The organism is Vibrio sp. KUL78, assembly GCF_059725505.1.
Map to the genome: position 1 here is coordinate 879944 of NZ_AP045837.1, position 23659 is coordinate 903602.

Consider the following 23659-nt stretch of genomic DNA (forward strand, 5'->3'; position numbering starts at 1 on the left):
TTCAAAGAATAGTGCGATATGTGTTGTAAAAACACCCATTTCGTCCTACATTGTAATCGTAGTGTAATAAAAAGGAGATATTGCCTATGCATCAAGAAATGATTCAACCTACCAACCTTGGCGTTATTAGTCGCACTTGCCTTTTCTCTCTAGGTACAGTGATCGCAGTTCTAGCGATGCTCTAATAACAGTACTTCTTAGGGGACAGCCCAAACGCTTCGATTCAATGCATTTTTTGCAATTAACAATCCTCGCAAATGGGCGTTCCTCTAGACAAAATCTCAAAACTTCAAAACCTCTCGCAATACCCACACTTTTCGTTTCTTTTTTAAATTTTCCTAACCTCTATACTCATATCAACCGTCTTTGTGCTCACGTAATGAGACTGATATGCCGCTGCTCGATCAAATCACTATCACTCACCGCTATGCGACGTTACCTGCTGGCTTTTATCAGTTCGTGACACCAACACCACTAGACAATCTGAGATGGGTGAGCTGGAATCAACCGTTGGCTGAACAGTTTGGATTCAGTCATGACGCACCTCAATCTGCGTGTTTACTTGATGCGTTCTCTGGCACTGTATCTCATGACGCGTTTAAGCCGTTAGCAATGAAATACGCAGGGCACCAGTTTGGTATCTACAATCCGGATTTGGGTGATGGTCGGGGGCTGCTCTTGGGTGAGTTAATATCATCGGATGGTGTTGTGTTCGATCTACATTTAAAGGGAGCAGGACAAACACCGTATTCGCGTATGGGAGATGGGCGGGCTGTGCTGCGTTCGACGATCCGCGAGTACCTTTGCAGTGAAGCGATGGCAGGGCTAGGCGTGCCGACAACACGTGCACTGGGCATGATGGTGAGCGATACACCTGTGTATCGGGAGAAAGTTGAGCAAGGGGCCCTGTTGCTGCGCCTTGCAGAGTCACACATAAGGTTCGGGCATTTTGAGCATTTCTTTTATACAGAGCAGTATGAGCAGCTCAAACAGTTGGCAGATAGGGTCATCGAGTGGCATTTCCCTGACGGTGAAACTTCCGAAAAACCTTATCTAACCATGTTTGAAGCCATCGTGCAGCTAACTGCTGACATGATCGCGCAGTGGCAGACCAAAGGGTTTGCTCATGGGGTGATGAATACCGACAATATGTCGATTCTCGGTCAGACGTTTGATTATGGCCCGTTTGGGTTTCTGGACGATTATGAGCCCGGGTATATCTGCAATCATTCCGATTACCAAGGGCGTTATGCGTTTAATAATCAGCCCTCCATTGCGCTTTGGAATTTGACAGCGCTAGCACAGACGTTAACACCCCTTATCGAACGTGCCGACTTGGACTCAACCCTTGAGAAGTTTACTCCGCGACTTCAGAGTCAATACAGTGCTCAAATGCGCGCTAAGTTTGGCTTGTTCACCAAACAGCCTGAGGATGGCGCTTTTTTCAGTGAGAGTTTCGATTTGATGGAAACGGCTAGAGTCGACTATACCCGTTTCTTCAGAGCGCTATCTTGTCTCGATTCTGTTGGCACTTCTGCGCTTGTTGACTTGTTCGTTGATCGAACGCTCGTTGACCGAAATAAAGCGGTGATGTGGGTGAACCAGTATTTGCAGCGCTGCGAAAAAGTGACACTGTCCGCGTCAGAGCGCTGCGAAAAAATGCGCGATGTGAACCCCAAGTACATACTGAGAAATTATCTGGCTCAGCAGGCCATCGAACTTGCAGAGCAAGGGGATTTTTCGTTGGTCCATACGCTCTCTGATGTGCTCAAAGCCCCTTATGATGAGCAACCAGAATACGACTATCTCGCCAAGTTACCACCCGACTGGGGCAAAAAGATGGCAATCAGTTGCTCGTCCTAGTGGGTGACAAATGCTCATTTGGTCATTTCCATGTCATTTTTGTGACCTCACGCAGAGCTAAGTAGCAAAATTTATAAACGAATCAATAATAACTCCCCGTCAAAACCCTTACACTGTAGGGATCGCAGTGCAGACTTAAGGGAACATAATGCAGGCTAAGACGCACATTCTAGTGGTTGATGATGACGAAGAAATCCGCCTATTGCTCGAAGAGTACTTAACTAAGGCAGGCTTTGAAGTGTCGGGTGCCGAAGATGGCGTGGAGATGGAGCTATTCATCAAAGCTAAGGGATATCCCGATCTTATTCTGCTTGATGTGATGTTGCCAGGTGACGATGGGTTTACCCTTTGTCAGCGTGTTAGGCGTGATTCTCAAGTACCTATTATCATGTTGACTGCGGTGTCTGATGAAACCGATCAAATCATTGGTCTCGAGATAGGGGCCGATGACTATATCGCTAAGCCATTCAGCCCGAGACAGTTAATGGCTCGCATTAAGGCACTATTGCGCCGTGCGCATATCCATGAAGATAAACACGATGATACACCACCTCGCACCATCGATTTTGGTGACTGGCATTTAGATACGATTGCACACCGTATGACGAATAAGGTTAATGGACGCAGTCATGACTTGTCTGGAAGTGACTTTGCGCTGCTGATGCTGTTTTTGTCGCGTCCGAATGAGATCCTTGATAGGGATACGATCTCGTTTGCCACTCGAGGTCGCGAAGCGCTGCCTTATGAGCGAGGAATCGATGTTCAGTTGAGTCGAATTCGCAACAGACTGGGCACCAGTAAAACGTATCCTCACTACATTAAAACCATGCGTGGTAACGGCTACATTCTTTCTGTGCCTGTCGAATACGGTCAATAATTCATGTCTAGAACACGCTGGTTCAAGCGTTTGAGCCCGAACTCCTTGGTAGCCCGCACGCTACTACTGACTTTACTGGCGGTTTTTTGCTCTCAGGGTGTTCTTACTGCAATTTGGTATCAGAAAACCAAGCAGGATGAACTCTCTGGTATTCGTGATACCTCGGCCAGTATGGCGACTATGTTTGCCTCCACGGTGACCTTTTTTCAAAGGTTGCCGATTAAATACCGACATATCGTTTTAGACCAAATTCGCAATATGGGGGGAACGCGCTTCTTCGTCTCCTTTAACAGTGAAGAGCTGATTGTCGATCCGATTCCTGACACGCCGCTCAAGCTAGCGTCGATGCAATCTGTTACTCGGGTTTTAAAAGAGAAGTTGCCAACGATTGAAGCGGTGAAGGTCGATTTCTCGAAGGCTGAAAACTTAAGACTGCTTAAGAACGATATCTTTCTCAATGACTTGCCAAGATCATGGGCTCACCATACGTTGACCTTAGGGCCTCTTGACCCACCGATTCTCGTGGTCCAGCTCAAGCTCAAAGAAGGAGAATGGATTTACGTGGCGGCGCTATTACCGTCGCCTTACATGCAGCTAGATGACCGTATTTTCTCTCAGGACCAATTAGTCTTTTTGGTGATCTTTACCTCGCTATTGCTGGTGTTAACTTTCTTGCTGGTTCGTGCTCAGGTTAAGCCTTTAAGGCGGCTTGCTAAAGCCGCGAATGAGATGAGTATGGACATTGACCAGTCGCCGCTCAAAGAGGAAGGGGCGACGGAGCTCGTCACCGCGACGCGAGCATTTAATCGCATGCAAACCCGGATTCGAAAGTATGTGTCTGATAGAGAACATTTATTTTCTTCCATCTCTCATGACTTAAAAACACCTATTACTCGATTAAGGCTACGCGCTGAGCTGCTTGACGATGATGCGAAACGTGACAAGTTCAACCAAGATCTCGATGATCTAGAGATGATGGTTAAAGGTGCATTGCAGTGTGTTCGAGATACGGACTTGCATGAAAACAACGACTTTGTTGACCTCAATGAGATGATTCGAAACCTCTCTGAAACTTACAATCAAGTGCACACGCAAGTGAGCTTTACGGCGTTACCGATGGAGCCTGTGGTACTTAAACCATTGGCCATTAAACGTGTGCTGACCAACCTTATCGATAATGCCGTCAAGTATGGCAAGCATGCGTTTGTATCCATCGAAGAGAACTCGACATGGATCATTGTCACAATTCTAGACAAAGGTAACGGCATTCCAGAATCTCAATTGGAAGCGGTTTTTGAGCCTTATACCCGCCTCGCAAATGATAAAGATGGCCACGGTTTAGGCTTAGGGATCTGCCGCAGTATCTTGCACGGCCTGGGCGGAGACCTTGTGCTACAAAATGCCGAGCAAGGTGGTTTAGAAGTGAAGATCTATATTCCGCCTAATTTAGAGGCTTAGTGATAGATTTCACAATGTAACATCCTTGTTACCTTGCGTTAACAGTTTGTTGCAGTGAGTGTTGCTGGTTTTTTCTACACTGTGTATCGAACAGGGGCAAGAATGGCCTTTTGTCTAATCCAATACATGGAAGATAACAATGAAAATGAATAAAACCCTACTGACTCTATCCCTCGCTGCAGCCACACTACCTTCACTGTCTAGTGCAGGTGAAGTGGAAGTCCTTCACTGGTGGACCTCTGGTGGTGAGGCGAAATCCGTACAAGAACTGAAAGCGATGCTAGAAGAGCAAGGTCACTCATGGAAAGACTTTGCGGTAGCAGGCGGTGGCGGTGAAAGTGCGATGACGGTACTTAAGACGCGCGCTGTATCAGGTAACCCACCTTCAGCGGCTCAAATTAAAGGTCACGATATTCAAGAATGGGGCGGCCTTGGCTTTTTGACTAACCTAGACGACGTTGCACAGTCTGGTGGATGGGATGCAAGTGTCCCTAGCATGGTCACAGATGTTATGAAGTTTAATGGTGAGTATGTTGCAGTACCCGTCAACGTACACCGTGTTAACTGGCTTTGGGCAAACCCAGAAGTATTGAAAAAAGCCGGTGTAGAAGTACCAAAGACCTTGGACGACTTCTTCGCTGCAGCAGAAAAAATCAAAGCAGCAGGCTTCATTCCTCTTGCTCACGGTGGTCAGCCATGGCAAGACGCAACCGTATTTGAAGCGATTGCTCTCGATGTACTAGGTTCAGATGACTATCGCAAAGCGTTTGTAGACCTAGATATGGACACGCTATCTGGCGACAAGATGGTAGAAGTGTTCACTAAGTTCCAAAAAGTACATGACTACATTGATGCGAACTCGCCAGGTCGTGACTGGAACGTTGCCACCTCTATGGTTATCAATGGTGAGGCAGCGATGCAAATCATGGGTGACTGGGCCAAAGGTGAGTTTACCGCAGCAGGTAAGGTACCAGGTAAAGACTATATCTGTGCACCTGCGCCTGGTACAGATGGGCAGTTCACACACAACGTAGATAGCTTCGCTTTCTTTGAAATCAAAGATGAAACTAACGTCGCTGCGCAAAAAGCGTTGGCGGCGACCATCTTGGATAAGAAGTTCCAAGAAGTATTCAACCTCAACAAGGGCTCAATCCCAGTTCGTACCGATATGGACATGAGCGCGTTTGACCAATGTGCACTGGACTCAATGGCGAGTTTCAAGGCAACCGCGAAAACCGGCGACCTAGTGCCAAGTATGGCGCACGGCATGTCGACCACCAGTTATGCGCAAGGCGCTATTTATGACGTGGTCACTAACTTCTTCAACGATCCAAATGCGGATCCAAAAGAAGCGGCACAGAAACTGGCGAAAGCTGTCAAAGCGGCTATCTAGTCACTTCCTCCTAAATCAAGCGTTATAGATGACTCTCTCCCTGTAAAAGGGAGAGAGCGGTGCCCTGCACCCTTAACGCTTGCTCAATTCCGAAAGCAGTTATTAGTAAGGAAAGGTTATGGAGCAGGCTTTGAATGCACAAGACTCAAATAAGCAGTCCGCGCCAAAACTCAGCTTAGTAGATCGCCTTCAACATTGGCTACCTAAGATTGTCATGGCACCGACCATGCTCGTCACTGTAGTGTGTATCTACGGGTTTATTTTTTGGACCGCGGCGGTCTCAATGACCAACTCGCGTTTTCTTCCGTCGTTTAATTTTGTCGGCTTTGCTCAATATGAAAAGTTGATGGACAACGACCGATGGATCACCTCAATCACTAACCTCGGTATCTTCGGGGTGCTGTTTATGCTTATTGCGATTGTCCTTGGTGTAGGGCTGGCAATATTGCTCGATCAGAATATCCGCCAAGAAGGCGCGATACGTACGATTTATCTCTATCCTATGGCGCTCTCTTTCATCGTGACGGGTACGGCATGGAAATGGATCCTAAACCCAGGTCTAGGCGTCGAAAAGCTGATGCATGACTGGGGATTCGAAAACTTTAAGTTTGACTGGCTGGTGAACTCCGACATGGCGGTCTACACGCTTGTGATAGCCGCGGTGTGGCAGTCATCAGGCTTTGTGATGGCGATGTTCTTAGCGGGTCTTCGCGGTATTGATTCGTCGATTATTAAGGCGGCGCAAATTGATGGGGCGAGTTTGCCAACCATCTATTGGAAAATCATTTTGCCTTGTCTACGCCCTGTGTTCTTTAGTGCGGTCATTATCACTTCGCACATCGCTATTAAGAGCTTTGACTTGGTGACGGCGATGACCGCAGGCGGACCTGGCTACTCCTCTGATTTGCCAGCTCTGTTCATGTACGCGCATTCATTTACCCGTGGCCAGATCGGTCTTGGTGCAGCCAGTGCGATGATGATGCTAGCGGGGATATTGGCAATTTTGGTTCCGTACTTGTACTCAGAGCTTAGGGAGAAGAAATCATGAATACGTCGATGAATCTTTCTAGACTCTTTATCTACTCGGCGCTGACCTTCTTCTGCTTGGTATACCTAATGCCGCTGTTTGTCATGGTCATCACCTCCTTCAAGACACTGCCAGACATCAAAGCGGGTAACCTGATGTCACTACCGACTGAGTGGGTGTTTGATGCATGGAGTAAAGCTTGGAGCAGCGCTTGTACTGGCGTGAAATGTGAAGGGGTGAAGAGCTATTTCTGGAACTCATTCCAGATGGTGATTCCGGCTGTGGCCATTTCAACCTTGTTGGGTGCCTTCAACGGTTATGTGATCACTAAGTGGAAGTTTCGAGGCTCTGATTTGTTTTTCAGCTTGTTACTGTTCGGGTGCTTTATTCCATTCCAAGTAATCCTGCTACCAATGGCGGCGTTACTTGGCAAGCTTGGTCTGGCAAACACGACCGCAGGTTTGGTGGCGGTACACGTGATCTATGGTATGGCGTTTACGACTCTGTTCTTCCGTAACTTCTACATTGCGGTGCCAGATGAACTGGTCAAAGCAGCCAAACTCGATGGTGCAGGCTTTTTCACCATCTTCTTTAAAATTCTGCTGCCACTCTCAACACCTATCATCATGGTGACAGTGATTTGGCAGTTCACCTCAATCTGGAATGACTTCTTATTCGGGGTCGTCTATTCAGGCTCTGAGACGCAGCCGATAACGGTGGCGCTCAACAACTTGGTCAACACGAGTACTGGTGTTAAAGAGTACAACGTTGATATGGCTGCTGCGATCATCGCTGCATTGCCAACGCTGGTGGTCTATGTACTGGCAGGGAAGTATTTTGTTCGCGGTCTCACTGCGGGTTCAGTAAAAGGATAATCAACATGGCAACTTTAGAACTTAAACAGATCCGTAAAACTTATCGCAATGCGGACAATGAAACCCTAAAAGGTATTGATATCAGTATCGACTCAGGTGAGTTCCTTATCCTTGTGGGACCATCGGGCTGCGGTAAATCAACCTTGATGAACACCATTGCAGGCCTTGAGGATATCAGCGCAGGTGAAATTGTGATAGATGGTCGCGATGTCGCTCAAGTGCAGCCGAAAGATCGCGATATTGCTATGGTGTTTCAATCTTATGCTCTTTATCCAAATATGACAGTGCGTGGCAATATCGCCTTTGGATTGAAGATCCGCAAGATGCCACAGGAGCAGATCGATGCGGAAGTAAACCGCGTTGCTGAGATGCTTCAAATCGACCACCTACTCGATCGCAAACCATCGCAGCTTTCGGGTGGTCAGAGACAAAGGGTCGCGATGGGCCGAGCGCTCGCACGCCGTCCTAAGCTTTACTTGTTTGATGAGCCATTATCTAACCTGGATGCGAAGTTGCGTGTTGAGATGCGCCACCAGATAAAGCGCCTTCATCAGCAGCTCAATACCACGATTGTGTATGTAACGCATGACCAAATCGAAGCGATGACCCTCGCGGATCGTATCGCAGTTATGAAGGATGGTGAGTTGCAGCAGTTAGGCACGCCAAAAGAGATTTACAACGAGCCAAACAATATGTTTGTCGCAGGCTTTATGGGCTCTCCGTCAATGAACTTCATTAAGACTCGTGTTGATTTAGATGAGAACGACAAGCCGATTATTCGTGTGGTCTCTGGCGACAATCAGCAGCATGTTGTCGCACTTCCTGACTCATTACGTCCACAAGACGGCAATGAGATTGTGATTGGTCTGCGTCCTGAACACATCACGGAAAAGCTCGAAGAAGAGACGGCTGTTGCGACCCAAGTGAACCTCAAGCTGGAAGTGTTGGAACCCACGGGGCCTGATGTTATCGCTATGGTTAAGGTGAATGAGCAGGAAGTAGCCTGCCGCTTATCACCCGAGTTTGATGCCAATGTTGGGCAGGTAGCGCCACTTTATTTTGATATGTCTAAGGCCGTGTTTTTTGATGCGGGGACAGAGGATCGTTTAATTGTTTAGAAATACCTAGTTAATTTTTATACTCAAAGCAGACCGAGGAAGATTCACGAGATTCTCCTCGGTTTGATCATCCATAATGGGTACATTAGGGCCAAGTCTCAAAGATGAAACAGTCCTTCTCTACGCGCTAATTCCTCGCAAACTATAATCCCTACCACACATTGTTGTTTCGTAAAGACCAAATGTGGGAGGATTTATGAAACTGTCCAACCTAGCAATAACTATTGCCATAGCCTCACTGAGTGCACCTCTCCATGCAGGTGTAAAGCAAGGTCATAACTTTGCTAATCAATATATCGTTGTGTTCAACAGTGGAATCTCAGAGTCCAAACGAAGTGAAGTCGCAAATTTTGTTCTACAGAATAAAGGTCAGGTCACTCAACACTACCGTCATGCGCTAAAAGGAATGTCAGTAAACTTACCCCCTCAAGCGAAAGCGCAATTGTCACGTTTTTCTGAAGTAGCATACGTAGAGCAAGACAGATTGATGGTGGCACTGCCACGAGGTGGTAAGCCCAATCGGGGAGGGGATGACACCAGCCCACCTCAAGCCCAGCAAACCCCTTGGGGAATTGATCGAGTCGGTGGACCGAGTGAAAATGGTCCGTTTGCGACAGCGTGGGTGATCGACACTGGGATAGATAGCCGTCATGCCGATTTAAACGTTGATACAGAGCGAGGTGCTAACTTCGCTCGCGGAAAAAACACCACTGAAGATGGAAATGGGCATGGGACTCATGTAGCGGGCACGATAGCAGCGTATGACAATGAGATTGACGTTGTTGGAGTGGCTCCAGGCGCCAAAGTAGTGCCCGTTCGCGTCCTCGACAATAATGGTAGCGGCAGTATGTCTGGAGTGATTGCGGGAGTCGACCATGTTGCTGCCAATGCAGGCTCAGAGGACTGCGCTAATATGAGCTTAGGTGGTGCCGGTTATTCGCGGGCTTTGGATGAAGCGTTGATTAATGCTGTGAATATGACCGGTGTAACATTTGCTATTGCTGCTGGTAACAGCGGTGCCGATATTATTGGCTACACCCCGGCAGTGACCCAATATCCAGGGGTGTATACAATATCAGCGTTTGCAGATGGTAATAACGTTGCGAGCTTCTCTAATTTCTCAAATAATCATGTTTATACTCGCTCAGACGGCGCTTCTGTTGCCTCTACGATGGAATTCGCAATGCCAGGCGTGAACGTTCTGTCTACGCAGGCTGGAGGTGGTGTTGTTGCTTACAATGGAACATCCATGGCCGCGCCGCACTTTTGTGGTGTAGTCCTCGCGGTCGGCATCGATAACATCACGATTAATGGCGATATAACAGATCCAAGAGACAGCTATCCTGATCCTATCGCCAGTCAGTAATAGGCGGAAATCCACCCATTTTAGCTTAGGCCTTGTATGGTTTTTCACTCATCAAGGCCTAATTACTCAGTGGTTATATTTTCCTTCAGTCTTTATTTTATTAAAAATCAATCAATTAACATGTTCTTTCATCTTGGCACCCTTATTGCTCCTTTAAAGCCCATCAGTACCCATAGATGGGACTGCATTAATCCAAAGGAGAATAATAATGTTAAAGCCTCTATCCCTACTGCCTGTCTCTGCTCTTGCGCTTATTAGCTTCAACGCTGCCGCGAACTGTGACCCTGGTGAAATTGTTATTAAGTTCAGTCATGTCACGAATACGGACAAACACCCGAAAGGCATCGCAGCGTCAATGCTCGAAGAGCGCGTGAATACTGAAATGAACGGTAAAGCGTGTATGCAGGTATTCCCTAACTCAACACTGTACGATGACAACAAAGTTCTCGAGGCCCTTTTGAACGGTGATGTTCAACTTGCCGCTCCTTCACTTTCTAAATTCGAGAAGTTTACTAAGAAATACCGCATCTTTGATTTGCCATTCTTGTTTGAAAACGTGGAAGCAGTCGATCGCTTCCAAAACTCAGAATCGGGTGAAAAGCTCAAAAATGCGATGAAGCGTCGTGGCCTACAAGGTCTAGCGTTTTGGCACAACGGTATGAAGCAGATGTCGGCGAACAAGCCACTGCTAGTACCGGGTGATGCGAAAGATCTGAAGTTCCGCGTTCAAGCATCGGACGTACTGGTTGCACAATTTGAGCAGTTAGGTGCTAACCCTCAGAAGATGTCGTTCAAAGAGGTGTATGGCGGTCTGCAAACTAAAGTTATTGATGGCCAGGAGAACACTTGGTCAAACATCTACGGTAAGAAATTCTTCGAAGTTCAGGATGGTGTGACAGAAACCAACCACGGCATCCTTGATTACCTCGTCGTGACTTCTCGTGAGTTCTGGGATGGCATGCCAGAAGATACGCGTGACCAGTTTGCTTTGATTCTCAAAGAAGTTACTGAGACTCGTAATGCTGAATCGACCAAAGTAAACCTAGCAAACAAAAACAACATCGTAGAGTCTGGTGGTGTGGTGCGTACTTTGACGCCGGAGCAGCGCCAGCAATGGGTCGAAGCTCTTCAACCAGTGTGGAAGAAGTTTGAGAAGGACATCGGCTCTGATCTCATCGAAGCAGCACTGGCGTCTAACCAACAATAATTATTAAGCAGTTCATGACCTCACGAAAGTGAGGTCATCTTCCCTGTCCCAATTATTACAAAAGCGATGTATCACATGGAACAGTCTCTTATCTCTCGTATTGGCAAGGTTACCGATGCCTTTGAAGAAACGCTGATTGCGTTCTTTTTAGGTGCGATGACACTGTTAACATTTGCCAATGTTATTTCTCGTTATGTGTTTAACGACAATATTTTATGGGCACTTGAACTTACCGTCTTTATGTTTGCCTGGATGGTGCTTGTCGGCGCTTCTTACGGTGTAAAGAAACACTTTCATATCGGTGTTGATGTTGTAATCAACATGGTTTCGGAAAATAACCGTAAGCTCTTCGCCATTCTCTCTGTTTTAGCCTGTCTGACGTTTTCAGTCCTGTTGCTTATCGGTTCATGGAACTACTGGTATCCGTTTGTCACCGACAGAGCTTGGTATGAAACCGACGATATTCCTATGCCTGAAATGCTCCAGTTTCTAGCGGACTGGCTCAATGAGGGTGAGCGTTACGAAAAAATGCCGCGATTTATTCCTTACATGGCGCTTCCTATTGGTATGGCTCTCCTGACTTTCCGGTTTGCTCAGGCGGCCTATCAAATCTTTACTGGAAAGCTGGATCGCTTAATTGCAGGTCATGAAGCTGAAGAGGATTTGGAAGCATTGAAAGCTGAGATGCAAGACAACGCATTCGATAACGTTAAGGACAAGGATAAATAAGCATGGATATTCTATTACTCTTTCTCATGGTGATAGGCTTTATGCTTATCGGCGTGCCGATTGCGGTGTCTCTTGGCCTATCAAGTATTCTGTTTTTGTTGATGCACTCTGATGCTTCACTGGCCTCGGTTGCTCAAACTCTTTTTAATGCCTTTGCTGGACACTACACACTGCTTGCGATTCCATTCTTTATTTTGGCATCCAGTTTCATGTCGACAGGTGGTGTGGCGAAGCGAATTATCCGTTTTGCGATTGCCATGGTTGGCTGGTTCCGAGGTGGATTGGCGATGGCATCGGTGGTGGCTTGTATGATGTTTGCTGCTCTGTCTGGCTCGTCGCCAGCGACGGTGGTCGCCATCGGTAGTATCGTTATCGCAGGTATGATTAAGAACGGTTATACCAAAGAGTTTGCCGCTGGCGTTATCTGTAATGCAGGGACGTTAGGCATTCTTATCCCGCCATCGATCGTTATGGTGGTCTATGCGGCAGCAACTGACGTTTCGGTAGGTCGCATGTTCCTTGGTGGCGTCATTCCTGGACTGCTTGCTGGGTTGATGCTGATGATTGCTATTTATATTGCTGCCAAAGTAAAAGGTCTTCCAAAGCAGCCATTTGTAGGCTGGAAAGAGGTCTTCGATTCTGCTCGTGAAGCAAGTTGGGGTTTGCTGCTGGTGGTGATTATCCTTGGAGGGATCTACGGTGGGGTATTTACGCCAACAGAAGCGGCAGCGGTAGCAGCGGTTTACTCGTTCTTGATCGCTAACTTCATCTATAAGGATATGGGGCCGTTTGCCGACAAGGAAAACAAGAAACCTGCTCTAGTCAAAGTCTTTGAGACGTTTGTGCACAAAGATACCAAGCACACACTGTTTGAAGCAGGCAAGCTCACTATTATGCTGCTGTTTATCATCGCAAACGCATTGATTCTCAAGCATGTTCTGACTGAAGAACGTATCCCTCAGATGATCACAGAGTCGATGCTTTCTGCGGGTTTGGGACCGATCACCTTCCTAATTGTGGTTAACGTGTTGCTGCTAATCGGTGGTCAGTTTATGGAGCCGTCTGGTCTACTTATCATTGTCGCGCCATTGGTTTTCCCAATTGCGATTGCGCTTGGGATTGATCCAATTCACCTCGGCATCATGATGGTGGTAAACATGGAGATAGGCATGATTACGCCGCCCGTTGGGCTTAACCTGTTTGTGACGGCAGGTGTCGCTAAGATGTCGATGATGGGTGTGGTCAAAGCTGCGCTGCCATGGGTGGGGGTGATGTTCTTATTCTTGATCATCGTGACTTATGTACCTTGGGTGTCGACATGGTTACCAACGACCTTGATGGGACCAGAAATTATTACCAAGTAACAAAAAAGAGGAGGTCGTTAGACCTCCTCATCAATATGTTTCCCATGTTGTGCCCTCGGGTCGGGCTGGAAGCGTCTTTCGTAGAATACGCGCTTCGCTTTTTGTTTGCGTCTGTCCCCAACTTCAACACGCTGCTCAACGTAAAAAATACCATCAATCTCAACAGTGTCTGAAATGAAGGGCACCTTGGTTTTTTCGCCCATCAGATCTCTCCCTCTTTCCAAAGTTGTTATGCAACATTGTGTTTACATTTATAAGTCTAGGAGATCTCAATCACAGTTCTAGTTTATTTTAGGGATTACTTTTTGTAGGACTCCTTAATAAGCTGATATTTCTGCATTTTATCGTAGAGAGTTTTTCTCGGGACATTGAGTTTTTCCATGGTTTCTTTGATGCTGCCGTTGGTTTCAATTAGAGCTTGTTCAATGACACTTTTCTCAAACAGCCCTACCTGCTCTGCGAGGGTTTGCCCCGTGTCTTTCGAGTCGTTAGCGTTATCTCCCGCTTGAATCTTACCCAGCAAGACAAAACGCTCGGCGCAGTTTCGTAGCTCCCTCACATTACCCGGCCAATCATGACTAATTAGCTGACTTAGCTCTTGCGGGCTAAGAGCGTTAGCGGTCTTTCCATAGCGAGAAGCGGCCACTAGCTGAAAGTGGTGAAATAGGGCGGCGATATCGTCTTTACGCTCTCTCAATGGGGGGAGATCCAGCGTGACAATGTTGAGTCGGTAATAGAGGTCTTGTCTAAAATCGCCTTCCAGTGACGCTTGGTTTAGATCGGTTTTGGTGGCTGCAATGACGCGAATATCAAGTGGGATTAACGTATTCGAACCGACACGCTCGATTGAACGCTCTTGCAGTACGCGAAGCAGACGAATCTGAGCTTGCATCGGCATGGACTCTATCTCATCCAGAAACAGGGTGCCTCCTTGAGCATGCTCAAATTTACCTACGCGGGTTGTTTCTGCGCCAGTAAATGCCCCTTTTTCATGGCCATAAAGTTCACTTTCGATAAGGTTCTCAGGAACCGCGCCGCAATTCACAGCAACAAAATTGGCGTCTTTTCGAGTGCTTTGTTCGTGAAGTGAACGTGCCACTAACTCTTTACCCGTGCCCGTTTCTCCGAACAGCAGTATATCGGCGTGAGTGTCCGCAACCGCAGAGATGGTTTCGCGCAAATTTTGAATCACGGACGTGTCGCCTATAATTCTCGGCCCCAGCGTTTGACTAGCTTTTAAAGAGCGTTTTAATTGCTCGTTTTCTAGGGTTAACTGGCGCTTTTCGATGGCACGTTCGGTGATCTCAATAAGGCGCTCTGCGGAGAACGGTTTTTCAATGAAGTCGTAAGCACCATCTTGAATGGCCTGGACGGCCATAGATATATCACCATGCCCGGTAATGAGAATCACCGGGATCCCCGCATAGTGGTGGCTGATTGTGTTGAGCAGATCTAACCCAGATAAACCTGGTAATCGGATATCTGAAATAATGGCGAGTGGTGTCTCTTGTTTGAGGCAGAGGAGTGCATCTTCGACATTGGCAAAGAATTTGGCATCGATATCGGCAAGCTCGAAACTTTGTTCCAAGGCGATTCGAATGTCGGATTCATCATCGATAAAAAAAACTTGGCTCATACAGGCTTCCTTGTGGGCGTCAATGCTGCGTCGGATATCGGTAGCACGACACTAAAGCGAGCGCCCCCTAAAGAGGATTGAGTGACATGGATTTTTCCATGCAGGTTTTGAATGATTTGCTGAGAGATAGAGAGTCCTAACCCCAAACCGTTTTCCTTCGTGGTGTAGAAAGGCTCAAACAGATTCTCCTCTGAGTAATTCTGAAGTCCAGGACCGGAATCATCGACGTGGATAGTAACCGCCTGATTTGTTGTTTCTACACTGAGATTTAACTGCTTTTGAGGGCTGTTTTCCATCGCTTGCATCGCGTTGGTCATTAGGTTTATAAGTACCTGCTCAAGCTGAATAGGGTTAATGACAACGAGAATATCCTGCTGATCGATGACACAATCTAGCTTAACTTGGTGGCTCTTAAGCTGAGGTTGTATGAGCTCAATGGTTGAGAACAGTACTGGTGCCAATTTGACTTCGCTGAGCTCATTTGCGTCGCTTCGTCTGGCAAAAGATTTGAGCTGTTGGCTAATTTTCGCCATTCGCTCAGTCAGGGCGACGATACGATTTAGGTTGTCTTTGGCACGATCCACCTTGTGTTTATCGATAAAACGTTGACCGTTTTCTGCAAAGCTTCTTATTGCAGCGAGAGGGTTGTTCAACTCGTGACTGATACTGGCTGACATCTGTCCTAACACCGCGAGTTTTGCTGCTTGAATGAGTTCATCTTGTGCTTGGCGCAGTGCTTTCTCTGTTTTGACTCGTTCATCAATCTCCACATGCAATTCCGCGGTTCTTTCCATGACGAGAAACTCAAGTTTTTGCTTAGCTTCTGCTTGTAGTTGCTCGATTTGTCGATGGCGATAGCGACGGTTTTCTGCAAGCGCGACGACGAGATAAAGGGAAATAAACACAAGAGCTATGACGCTAATAAAGCTGAAGAGGTCAATATAGAGCGCGGATAGCGGCGTTAGCACGCGAAGTATTAGGTTTGGGATGCCGGAGTCACGTTGGGTAGCCAAATACTGTTTGGTAAAAATATTCCCTTTTGGGTTAGTGAGCAACGTAGATGAAGCAAGCAAGTCACCTTGAAAGCCAAGGCTTTTGATATCGGTTTGCAGGTACTGTCGAGAGTCACGTATTGACGTTAGTGTTTCAGAATCAATATCGGAGAGACTGGTAAAAAGCCAATCGGTATCACTCGACATGAAAACGATCTGATTGTTATCGGTGGCAACATAAATGCTGTTATCACTTTGCCAGCTGCGCTCGATTGACGAGAGATCCATTTTAACCACCACCACGCCTATGTTGTCAGCGGCATAGGTCACAGGGAACGAGTAGTAGTAGCCTCTTTGTCCTGATGTCGAGCCTAGTGCAAAGTAAGCACTCTGTTTACCCTCAATTGCATTTTGAAAGTAGGGTCGGAACGCAAAATTTTTGCCGACAAACGAATGGGGAAGATTCCAGTTACTCGATGCGATGGTATTGCCATAGCGATCCAGTAGATAAGTGTCTGAGGCAAGGATGATGGCATTGGCTTGTTGAAGATAGCGATTGGTCACTTCAATTTGCGCGGAGTTGTTAGGTGCTTGCAGAGCGTCGACTAACTCTTTGTCTTGCGACAGTAGCTGAGGAATATGACGATATTTATCAAGCTTGCTATCTATGGTCTCGACAAAGCGGTTGAGCCAGTTCTGGTGTTGCAATTGCATCGCTTCAAAGCTGTGGCTCCAATACCAGTGACCGGCTGTCGCAGAGATAAAAACAAACAGTGCAATAAAGCTCACTAAAATCCGTTTTAATCGCATGACAGCACCTCTACAGCTCGATATATATAGGTTAACGAATATAAGGAAATTGTGGCGAAAAAGTTATAAGAACTGAGAGGTGGAAGACCAGCAAAACAGGAGCAAGATCTCTTTTTTCGTCTTTCACCAAAAAAAGCCCTTCAATCTCTTGAAAAAGTCGATATTGTCCCCATTTCAATGTGGACTTAGGAGAAATCAGCACTGATTTCCCTTTTCTTTGAGTATTTAGCGACAAAAGCGTCGATTGACCCGAGTTCGACTCGACAGGGTAGGTGGAGATCGCTAGAATGTCGCGTCTGAAATTTTGTCCTGAGACTAATCAGAGATGCCTTTTAACTGACATGTTCTAACTGACATGTTCAGTGCTAAAGAAGACGTCACTCATTAGTCCGATATCCAGAGCAAAGTGCTGTATAAGGCACAATTGACTGGTTATCGATGCTCATTTTAAAGAAGTACGTTTGGTACTAACAAGGATGAAGCGGAAGTATCCCCGTGATATTGACGCTCATACGCTCAGCCAACACTGAGCCAAACTGAGGTTTATACAATGCAAGTTACTGTTGAAACTCTAGAGGGCCTAGAGCGCCGTCTAAACATTACTGTTCCTGCTGCTAACATCGAAGACGCAGTGACAGCTGAACTACGCAACATCGCGAAAAACCGTCGTTTCGATGGTTTCCGTAAAGGCAAAGTGCCAATGAAGATGGTTGCTAAAATGTACGGCCAAGCAGTACGTCAAGACGTGATGGGTGAAGTTATGCAACGTCACTTCATCGAAGCAATCGTTTCTGAAAAAATCAATCCAGCAGGCGCACCAACTTTCGCTCCTGTTGAGAACGAAGCTGGTAAAGATCTAGTATTCACTGCAACTTTCGAAGTTTACCCAGAAGTTGAACTTAAGGGTCTAGAGAACGTTGTAGTTGAAAAACCAACGACTGAAGTACAAGACGCAGACGTTGAAGAGATGATCGAAACTCTACGTAAGCAGCAAGCAGCTTGGACTGAAGTTGAAGAAGCAGCTGAAGACGGCAAGCGTGTAACTATCGACTTCACTGGTTCTATCGACGGTGAAGAGTTCGAAGGCGGTAAAGCTGAGAACTTCCCACTAGAAATGGGCGCTGGTCGCATGATCCCAGGTTTTGAAGACGGTATCCAAGGTAAGACTGCGGGTATGGAATTCGAAATCGACGTAAACTTCCCAGAAGATTACCACGCTGAGAACCTAAAAGGTAAAGCAGCTAAGTTCCTAATCAAAGTGAACAAAGTTGAAGCTCAAGAACTACCAGAAATCAACGACGAGTTCGTTGCTAAGTTTGGTGTAGCTGAAGGCGGCGTTGACGCTCTTAAAGCTGAAGTTCGTAAGAACATGGAGCGTGAGCTTAAGCAAGCAATCAAGAACCGTATCAAAGAGCAAGCTCTTGACGGTCTAGTTAAAGAGAACGACATCGACGTTCCTGCTGCACTAATCGATCAAGAGATCGGTGCTCTACGTCAGCAAGCTGCACAGCGTTTCGGCGGTAACCCAGAAGCAGCAGCTCAGCTTCCACGTGAGCTATTCGAAGAGCAAGCTAAGCGTCGCGTAGTTGTTGGCCTTCTTCTAGGTGAAGTGATCAAGTCTGAAGAGCTAGAAGCTAGCGATGAGAAAGTGAAAGAGCTTATCTCTGAAATGGCAACTGCATATGAAGATCCATCAGAAGTTATCGCTTACTACGAGCAAAACGAGCAAATGATGAACAACATGCGCAACGTTGCACTAGAAGAGCAAGCGATCGACGCGATCCTAGCTAAAGCACAGGTTTCTGACAAAGAAGTTAGCTTCAACGAGCTAATGAACCAACAGCCTGCAGCTTAATAAGCAATATCTTGTATAGAAGGTTGACTTAGAGTCGACTTCTCTGCTAACAATGGTCCGTATGATGTTTATCATCCGGGCCATTTATTTTAGGGACATAAGAATATGAGCTACCAAGAAAAAAATGCAATGTCGCCAATTATGAACGCGCTAGTACCTATGGTGGTTGAACAAACTTCCCGCGGCGAACGCTCTTACGATATTTATTCGCGACTACTAAAAGAACGAATCATTTTCTTGACTGGTCAAGTGGAAGACAACATGGCGAATCTTATCGTCGCCCAAATGCTTTTCCTAGAATCAGAAAATCCTGACAAAGATATTTTCCTCTACATCAACTCACCAGGTGGCAGTGTAACGGCGGGTATGTCTATCTACGACACTATGCAGTTCATCAAGCCGAACGTCAGCACACTGTGTACTGGTCAAGCATGTTCAATGGGTGCCTTCCTACTTGCTGGTGGTGCTCCAGGTAAACGCTTTGCGCTGCCAAACTCTCGCGTGATGATTCACCAACCGCTAGGCGGCTTCCAAGGTCAAGCATCTGATATTCAAATTCACGCGCAAGAAATCCTGACCATCAAAGAGAAGCTAAACAAACTTCTTGCTGAGCACTCAGGTCAACCACTCGAAGTTGTTGAAAAAGATACTGACCGTGACAACTTCATGTCAGCGGCTCAAGCAGCTGAATACGGTATTATCGACGAAGTTTTGACCCACCGCGGTTAACCCGTCATCGTTTGAGTGAAATAAGACTGGATTGCAGCCCTTGAAAAATGAATTCTCGGGCGCAATATAGTCTAAAGTGATATACACTCAAAACATAGAAAGTAAAGGCTAAGAGGTTAGCGAATGACAGATAAAAGCAAAGAGGGCGGTAGTGGTAAACTATTGTACTGCTCTTTCTGTGGCAAAAGTCAGCACGAAGTTCGCAAGCTAATCGCAGGTCCGTCTGTTTACATTTGCGATGAATGCGTTGACTTGTGCAACGACATTATCCGCGAAGAGATCAAAGATGTGCTGCCGAAGAAGGAATCTGAAGCGTTGCCAACGCCAAGAGACATTCGCGCGCACCTAGACGATTACGTAATCGGCCAAGACTATGCGAAGAAAGTTCTCTCTGTTGCCGTATACAACCACTATAAGCGCTTGCGCAATGGTGATACTACGGCAGACGGTGTTGAACTCGGTAAGAGTAACATCCTCCTTATCGGTCCAACAGGTAGTGGTAAAACGCTGCTTGCTGAGACGCTTGCTCGTTTCCTTGATGTTCCATTCACTATGGCCGACGCAACAACACTAACCGAAGCAGGTTATGTTGGTGAAGACGTAGAAAACATCATTCAGAAACTGCTGCAAAAGTGCGACTACGACGTAGCAAAAGCAGAGCGTGGTATCGTTTATATCGATGAAATCGACAAGATCTCACGCAAAGCAGAAAACCCATCAATTACGCGCGATGTATCCGGTGAAGGTGTGCAGCAAGCACTGCTAAAACTGGTTGAAGGTACGATTGCTTCTGTTCCACCTCAAGGTGGTCGTAAGCATCCACAGCAAGAGTTCTTGCAAGTGGACACATCTAAGATCCTATTTATCTGTGGCGGTGCATTTGCCGGTCTAGATAAAGTGATTGACCAGCGTGTAGCAACGGGAACTGGTATTGGCTTTGGTGCGGAAGTTCGCTCTAAAGACGAAACTAAAACCGTTGGTGAGTTGTTCACTCAAGTTGAGCCAGAAGATTTGGTTAAATACGGCCTTATCCCTGAGTTCATCGGCCGTCTTCCAGTCACGACAACATTGACTGAGCTGGATGAAGACGCGCTGATTCAAATCTTGAACGAGCCTAAAAACGCCCTTACTAAGCAGTACGGTGCCTTGTTCGAGCTTGAAGGTGTTGAACTTGAGTTCCGCGAAGATGCACTGCGTGCGATCGCTGCTAAAGCGATGGAGCGTAAAACAGGTGCTCGTGGTCTGCGTTCAATTCTTGAAGGTGTGCTTCTTGAGACCATGTATGAGCTTCCATCGGCAACAGATGTAAGCAAGGTGGTTATCGACGAAAGTGTGATAAATGGTGAGTCAGAACCGCTACTTATCTACACCAACAACGACAATCAAGTGGCAAGCGCAGAGTAATTTGCCAAGTTCACTCAAAAAGGAGGTAATCATTACCTCCTTTTTTTATTTCTTTATTGAATCCAACGAATACGCCCCCATATACTGAAAATAATACTAAGCGGAAGAGAGAATAATATGAACTTGGAACGTTCCGAGCGTATAGAAATCCCGGTATTGCCTCTGCGCGACGTTGTGGTATACCCACACATGGTGATTCCTTTGTTTGTTGGCCGCGAAAAGTCGATCAGCTGTTTAGAAGCAGCGATGGACAATGACAAACAAGTACTCCTAGTAGCTCAAAAAGAAGCAGATACTGAAGAGCCAACCATTGATGACCTGTATACCACGGGTACTGTTGCTACGATCCTGCAGCTACTAAAACTTCCTGACGGTACAGTGAAGGTGCTTGTTGAGGGTCAACAGCGAGCAAACATCAGCAGTTACCGTGATGAAGACTTTTTCGTTGCGGATGCAGAATTCCTAATTACTCCAGAGCTTGAAGAACGCGAAGAAGAAGTCATTGTGCGCAGTGCCATTGACCAATTTGAAGGCTTCATCAAGTTGAACAAAAAAATCCCACCAGAGGTACTGACCTCTCTAGGTGGTATCGATGAAGCAGCCCGTCTTGCCGACACTATCGCTGCGCACATGCCGTTGAAACTCGCTGACAAGCAACAAGTGCTTGAATTGCTGGATGTGACAGAGCGTCTTGAATTCCTAATGGGGCAAATGGAGTCGGAGATTGACTTATTACAAGTTGAGAAACGAATCCGTGGTCGCGTTAAGAAGCAGATGGAGAAATCACAGCGCGAGTACTACCTCAACGAGCAAATGAAGGCTATCCAAAAAAGAGTTGGGTGACCTTGATGATGCGCCGGATGAGTTCGAGACGCTAAAAGCAAAAATCGAAGAATCGAAAATGCCAGCGGAAGCGAAAGAGAAGACAGAACAAGAGCTTCAAAAGCTTAAGATGATGTCTCCAATGTCCGCTGAAGCCACTGTGGTACGCAGCTACATCGATTGGATGGTAGGTGTACCGTGGGCGAAGCGCTCTAAGGTTAAGAAAAACCTAGCGAAAGCTGAAGAAGTACTGAACGAAGACCACTATGGTTTGGAACGCGTTAAAGAACGCATCCTTGAGTACTTAGCCGTGCAAAACCGCATCAATAAGCTTAAGGGTCCTATCCTATGTCTTGTTGGTCCTCCAGGTGTGGGTAAAACCTCTCTTGGTCGCTCTATTGCGGCAGCAACGGGTCGTAAGTACGTGCGTATGGCGCTGGGCGGCGTGCGTGATGAAGCGGAAATCCGTGGTCACCGTCGTACTTACATTGGTTCGATGCCAGGTAAGCTTATCCAGAAGATGTCTAAGGTAGGCGTTAAGAACCCGCTATTCCTACTTGATGAGATCGATAAGATGTCATCGGACATGCGTGGCGATCCGTCTTCTGCACTGCTTGAGGTTCTGGACCCAGAGCAGAACAATGCATTTAACGACCACTATCTAGAGGTCGACTACGATCTCTCGGATGTGATGTTTGTGGCGACATCGAACTCGATGAACATTCCGGGCCCACTTTTGGACCGTATGGAAGTGATTCGTCTGTCGGGCTACACCGAAGATGAAAAGCTAAACATTGCGAAGCGTCACCTTGTTTCTAAACAGGTACAACGCAATGGCCTGAAAGCGCACGAGATTGAAATTGAAGACTCAGCGATCATCGGCATCATCCGTTACTACACTCGTGAAGCGGGCGTACGTAGCCTAGAGCGTGAAATCTCGAAGATCTGTCGTAAAGCAGTGAAGAACATCCTGCTTGATCCAGACCTGAAGAAAGTGACGGTCAACCAAGGCAATCTGAAAGAATATCTTGGCGTACAGCGCTTTGACTACGGTAAAGCTGATGACAGCAACCGCATTGGTCAGGTGACAGGCCTAGCGTGGACAGAAGTGGGCGGCGATCTACTGACCATCGAAACAGAAGCGATGGTGGGTAAAGGTAAGCTGACGCAAACGGGTTCGCTTGGCGACGTTATGCAAGAGTCGATTCAGGCGGCAATGACGGTAGTACGTTCGCGCGCTGAAAAACTTGGTATTAACACTGACTTTTACGAGAAGCGTGATATCCACGTTCACGTACCTGAAGGTGCAACACCAAAAGATGGCCCAAGTGCGGGTATCGCGATGTGTACTGCGCTTGTTTCTAGCCTGACTGGCAACCCAGTAAAAGCTGAGGTAGCCATGACAGGTGAAATTACTCTGCGTGGTGAAGTGCTTCCAATCGGTGGTCTGAAGGAAAAGCTGCTAGCGGCGCACCGTGGTGGTATCAAAACGGTGTTGATTCCTAAAGATAACGAGCGTGATCTGGAAGAGATTCCTGACAACGTTATCGCGGATCTAAAAGTGATTCCAGTTCAATGGATTGACGAAGTTCTTGAGGTAGCACTAGAGCGAGCACCGCTTGGAGCGGCGTTTGAACCTGTAAAATAGTGATGTGCCCCAAATTTAGGTAAAAGAAATACGCTGATAGGTAAAAAAAGCTTGTCAGCGTTTTTTTGTGGCACTAACTTTAGCTATGTAACTCCGAAGCCCTTGATAGACAAGGCTTGGAGTCTTTAACTACGAGAATGGAACTAACGTTACCTTTTAAAAATAATAATCTGGTAACAGAAAGGGGAAACACAGTGAATAAAACACAATTAGTGGAAAAAATCGCAGAGAACGCAGATCTATCTAAAGCTTCAGCTGGCCGTGCACTAGACGCTTTCATCGAAGCAGTGAGCACTACTCTAGAAGAAGGTGATCAAGTGGCTCTAGTTGGCTTTGGTACATTCAGCGTTCGTACTCGTGCAGCGCGTACTGGTCGTAACCCAAAAACTGGTGAAGAGATCCAAATCTCTGAAGCTAAAGTTCCTGCATTCAAAGCAGGTAAAGCGCTTAAAGACGCTTGTAACTAATCTTTTGTTGCAGTTAGTC

18 protein-coding genes and 1 pseudogene are annotated in these 23659 nt (G+C 46.7%); 16 read left to right on the forward strand and 3 right to left on the reverse strand.

Annotated features, from left to right (window positions below; translation table 11 throughout):
- Window positions 1-390: 390 nt before the first annotated feature.
- The 11 genes from AC6I8Y_RS04405 to AC6I8Y_RS04455 all read left to right on the forward strand — a co-directional run bounded on the left by AC6I8Y_RS04405 (window position 391) and on the right by AC6I8Y_RS04455 (window position 13277).
- Complete coding sequence (locus tag AC6I8Y_RS04405; RefSeq protein ID WP_498020849.1) at window positions 391-1863, forward strand: protein adenylyltransferase SelO; 1473 nt, start codon at window positions 391-393, stop codon at window positions 1861-1863.
- Window positions 1864-2011: 148 nt separating this feature from the next.
- A complete protein-coding gene (locus tag AC6I8Y_RS04410) occupies window positions 2012-2740 on the forward strand; it encodes a response regulator (RefSeq protein WP_128649172.1) in 729 nt (242 codons plus the stop codon).
- Window positions 2741-2743: 3 nt separating this feature from the next.
- On the forward strand, window positions 2744-4198 hold the full coding sequence (locus AC6I8Y_RS04415; RefSeq protein ID WP_234494295.1) for an ATP-binding protein: 1455 nt from the start codon (window positions 2744-2746) through the stop codon (window positions 4196-4198).
- Between the two features lie 139 nt (window positions 4199-4337).
- Window positions 4338-5591: an ABC transporter substrate-binding protein gene (locus tag AC6I8Y_RS04420; protein ID WP_234494294.1), complete on the forward strand. Its 1254-nt coding sequence runs from the start codon at window positions 4338-4340 to the stop codon at window positions 5589-5591.
- A gap of 118 nt (window positions 5592-5709) precedes the next feature.
- Window positions 5710-6639 (forward strand): carbohydrate ABC transporter permease, encoded by a 930-nt coding sequence (locus AC6I8Y_RS04425; protein ID WP_394152474.1) that lies wholly within the window; start codon window positions 5710-5712, stop codon window positions 6637-6639.
- Window positions 6636-7493: a carbohydrate ABC transporter permease gene (locus AC6I8Y_RS04430; protein WP_042474016.1), complete on the forward strand. Its 858-nt coding sequence runs from the start codon at window positions 6636-6638 to the stop codon at window positions 7491-7493. Before AC6I8Y_RS04425 ends, AC6I8Y_RS04430 begins: the two co-directional genes overlap by 4 nt.
- Before the next feature lie 5 nt (window positions 7494-7498).
- Window positions 7499-8611, forward strand: a complete 1113-nt coding sequence (locus AC6I8Y_RS04435; RefSeq protein ID WP_112462281.1) for an ABC transporter ATP-binding protein — start codon at window positions 7499-7501, stop codon at window positions 8609-8611.
- Between the two features lie 196 nt (window positions 8612-8807).
- A complete protein-coding gene (locus AC6I8Y_RS04440) occupies window positions 8808-9977 on the forward strand; it encodes a S8 family serine peptidase (RefSeq protein ID WP_394152477.1) in 1170 nt (389 codons plus the stop codon).
- 208 nt (window positions 9978-10185) lie between these two features.
- Window positions 10186-11184: a DctP family TRAP transporter solute-binding subunit gene (locus AC6I8Y_RS04445; RefSeq protein WP_394152478.1), complete on the forward strand. Its 999-nt coding sequence runs from the start codon at window positions 10186-10188 to the stop codon at window positions 11182-11184.
- Window positions 11185-11259: 75 nt separating this feature from the next.
- Window positions 11260-11913: a TRAP transporter small permease gene (locus tag AC6I8Y_RS04450; protein WP_128649174.1), complete on the forward strand. Its 654-nt coding sequence runs from the start codon at window positions 11260-11262 to the stop codon at window positions 11911-11913.
- 2 nt (window positions 11914-11915) lie between these two features.
- Window positions 11916-13277: a TRAP transporter large permease gene (locus AC6I8Y_RS04455; protein WP_446569355.1), complete on the forward strand. Its 1362-nt coding sequence runs from the start codon at window positions 11916-11918 to the stop codon at window positions 13275-13277.
- Between the two features lie 17 nt (window positions 13278-13294).
- On the opposite strand, the gene AC6I8Y_RS04460 is transcribed toward AC6I8Y_RS04455, so the two are convergent.
- The 3 genes from AC6I8Y_RS04460 to AC6I8Y_RS04470 all read right to left on the reverse strand — a co-directional run bounded on the left by AC6I8Y_RS04460 (window position 13295) and on the right by AC6I8Y_RS04470 (window position 16715).
- The gene (locus AC6I8Y_RS04460) at window positions 13295-13480 is read right to left on the reverse strand and encodes a hypothetical protein (RefSeq protein ID WP_234494287.1); all 186 of its coding nucleotides are present in this window, start codon (window positions 13478-13480) and stop codon (window positions 13295-13297) included.
- A 95-nt stretch (window positions 13481-13575) separates the two neighbouring features.
- Complete coding sequence (locus tag AC6I8Y_RS04465; RefSeq protein ID WP_498020850.1) at window positions 13576-14913, reverse strand: sigma-54-dependent transcriptional regulator; 1338 nt, start codon at window positions 14911-14913, stop codon at window positions 13576-13578.
- Window positions 14910-16715 carry a sensor histidine kinase gene (locus AC6I8Y_RS04470; RefSeq protein WP_498020851.1) on the reverse strand — a complete coding sequence of 602 codons (1806 nt, stop codon included), beginning with the start codon at window positions 16713-16715 and terminating at the stop codon, window positions 14910-14912. Before AC6I8Y_RS04470 ends, AC6I8Y_RS04465 begins: the two co-directional genes overlap by 4 nt.
- Before the next feature lie 550 nt (window positions 16716-17265).
- Here AC6I8Y_RS04470 and tig point away from each other — a divergent pair.
- The 5 genes and pseudogenes from tig (at window position 17266) to AC6I8Y_RS04495 (ending at window position 23640) form a co-directional block, all read left to right on the forward strand.
- Complete coding sequence (gene tig, locus AC6I8Y_RS04475; protein ID WP_234494284.1) at window positions 17266-18570, forward strand: trigger factor; 1305 nt, start codon at window positions 17266-17268, stop codon at window positions 18568-18570.
- 105 nt (window positions 18571-18675) lie between these two features.
- Entirely contained in the window at window positions 18676-19299 is a 624-nt protein-coding gene (gene clpP / locus AC6I8Y_RS04480; RefSeq protein ID WP_042474027.1) for an ATP-dependent Clp endopeptidase proteolytic subunit ClpP, read from the forward strand.
- A gap of 123 nt (window positions 19300-19422) precedes the next feature.
- Window positions 19423-20703 carry an ATP-dependent protease ATP-binding subunit ClpX gene (clpX, locus tag AC6I8Y_RS04485; protein WP_042474030.1) on the forward strand — a complete coding sequence of 427 codons (1281 nt, stop codon included), beginning with the start codon at window positions 19423-19425 and terminating at the stop codon, window positions 20701-20703.
- A 117-nt stretch (window positions 20704-20820) separates the two neighbouring features.
- Window positions 20821-23173: pseudogene (lon, locus tag AC6I8Y_RS04490) on the forward strand (endopeptidase La).
- A 194-nt stretch (window positions 23174-23367) separates the two neighbouring features.
- Window positions 23368-23640: an HU family DNA-binding protein gene (locus AC6I8Y_RS04495; protein ID WP_006075676.1), complete on the forward strand. Its 273-nt coding sequence runs from the start codon at window positions 23368-23370 to the stop codon at window positions 23638-23640.
- The last annotated feature ends 19 nt before the right edge of the window (window positions 23641-23659 follow it).

What these genes read in the sequence shown, in the direction of transcription:
- AC6I8Y_RS04405 (WP_498020849.1), top strand. Translation starts at nt 391, where the DNA reads ATGCCGCTGCTCGATCAAATCACTATCACTCACCGCTATGCGACGTTA.
- AC6I8Y_RS04410 (WP_128649172.1), top strand. Translation starts at nt 2,012, where the DNA reads ATGCAGGCTAAGACGCACATTCTAGTGGTTGATGATGACGAAGAAATC.
- AC6I8Y_RS04415 (WP_234494295.1), top strand. Translation starts at nt 2,744, where the DNA reads ATGTCTAGAACACGCTGGTTCAAGCGTTTGAGCCCGAACTCCTTGGTA.
- AC6I8Y_RS04420 (WP_234494294.1), top strand. Translation starts at nt 4,338, where the DNA reads ATGAAAATGAATAAAACCCTACTGACTCTATCCCTCGCTGCAGCCACA.
- AC6I8Y_RS04425 (WP_394152474.1), top strand. Translation starts at nt 5,710, where the DNA reads ATGGAGCAGGCTTTGAATGCACAAGACTCAAATAAGCAGTCCGCGCCA.
- AC6I8Y_RS04430 (WP_042474016.1), top strand. Translation starts at nt 6,636, where the DNA reads ATGAATACGTCGATGAATCTTTCTAGACTCTTTATCTACTCGGCGCTG.
- AC6I8Y_RS04435 (WP_112462281.1), top strand. Translation starts at nt 7,499, where the DNA reads ATGGCAACTTTAGAACTTAAACAGATCCGTAAAACTTATCGCAATGCG.
- AC6I8Y_RS04440 (WP_394152477.1), top strand. Translation starts at nt 8,808, where the DNA reads ATGAAACTGTCCAACCTAGCAATAACTATTGCCATAGCCTCACTGAGT.
- AC6I8Y_RS04445 (WP_394152478.1), top strand. Translation starts at nt 10,186, where the DNA reads ATGTTAAAGCCTCTATCCCTACTGCCTGTCTCTGCTCTTGCGCTTATT.
- AC6I8Y_RS04450 (WP_128649174.1), top strand. Translation starts at nt 11,260, where the DNA reads ATGGAACAGTCTCTTATCTCTCGTATTGGCAAGGTTACCGATGCCTTT.
- AC6I8Y_RS04455 (WP_446569355.1), top strand. Translation starts at nt 11,916, where the DNA reads ATGGATATTCTATTACTCTTTCTCATGGTGATAGGCTTTATGCTTATC.
- AC6I8Y_RS04460 (WP_234494287.1), bottom strand. Translation starts at nt 13,480, where the DNA reads ATGGGCGAAAAAACCAAGGTGCCCTTCATTTCAGACACTGTTGAGATT.
- AC6I8Y_RS04465 (WP_498020850.1), bottom strand. Translation starts at nt 14,913, where the DNA reads ATGAGCCAAGTTTTTTTTATCGATGATGAATCCGACATTCGAATCGCC.
- AC6I8Y_RS04470 (WP_498020851.1), bottom strand. Translation starts at nt 16,715, where the DNA reads ATGCGATTAAAACGGATTTTAGTGAGCTTTATTGCACTGTTTGTTTTT.
- tig (WP_234494284.1), top strand. Translation starts at nt 17,266, where the DNA reads ATGCAAGTTACTGTTGAAACTCTAGAGGGCCTAGAGCGCCGTCTAAAC.
- clpP (WP_042474027.1), top strand. Translation starts at nt 18,676, where the DNA reads ATGAGCTACCAAGAAAAAAATGCAATGTCGCCAATTATGAACGCGCTA.
- clpX (WP_042474030.1), top strand. Translation starts at nt 19,423, where the DNA reads ATGACAGATAAAAGCAAAGAGGGCGGTAGTGGTAAACTATTGTACTGC.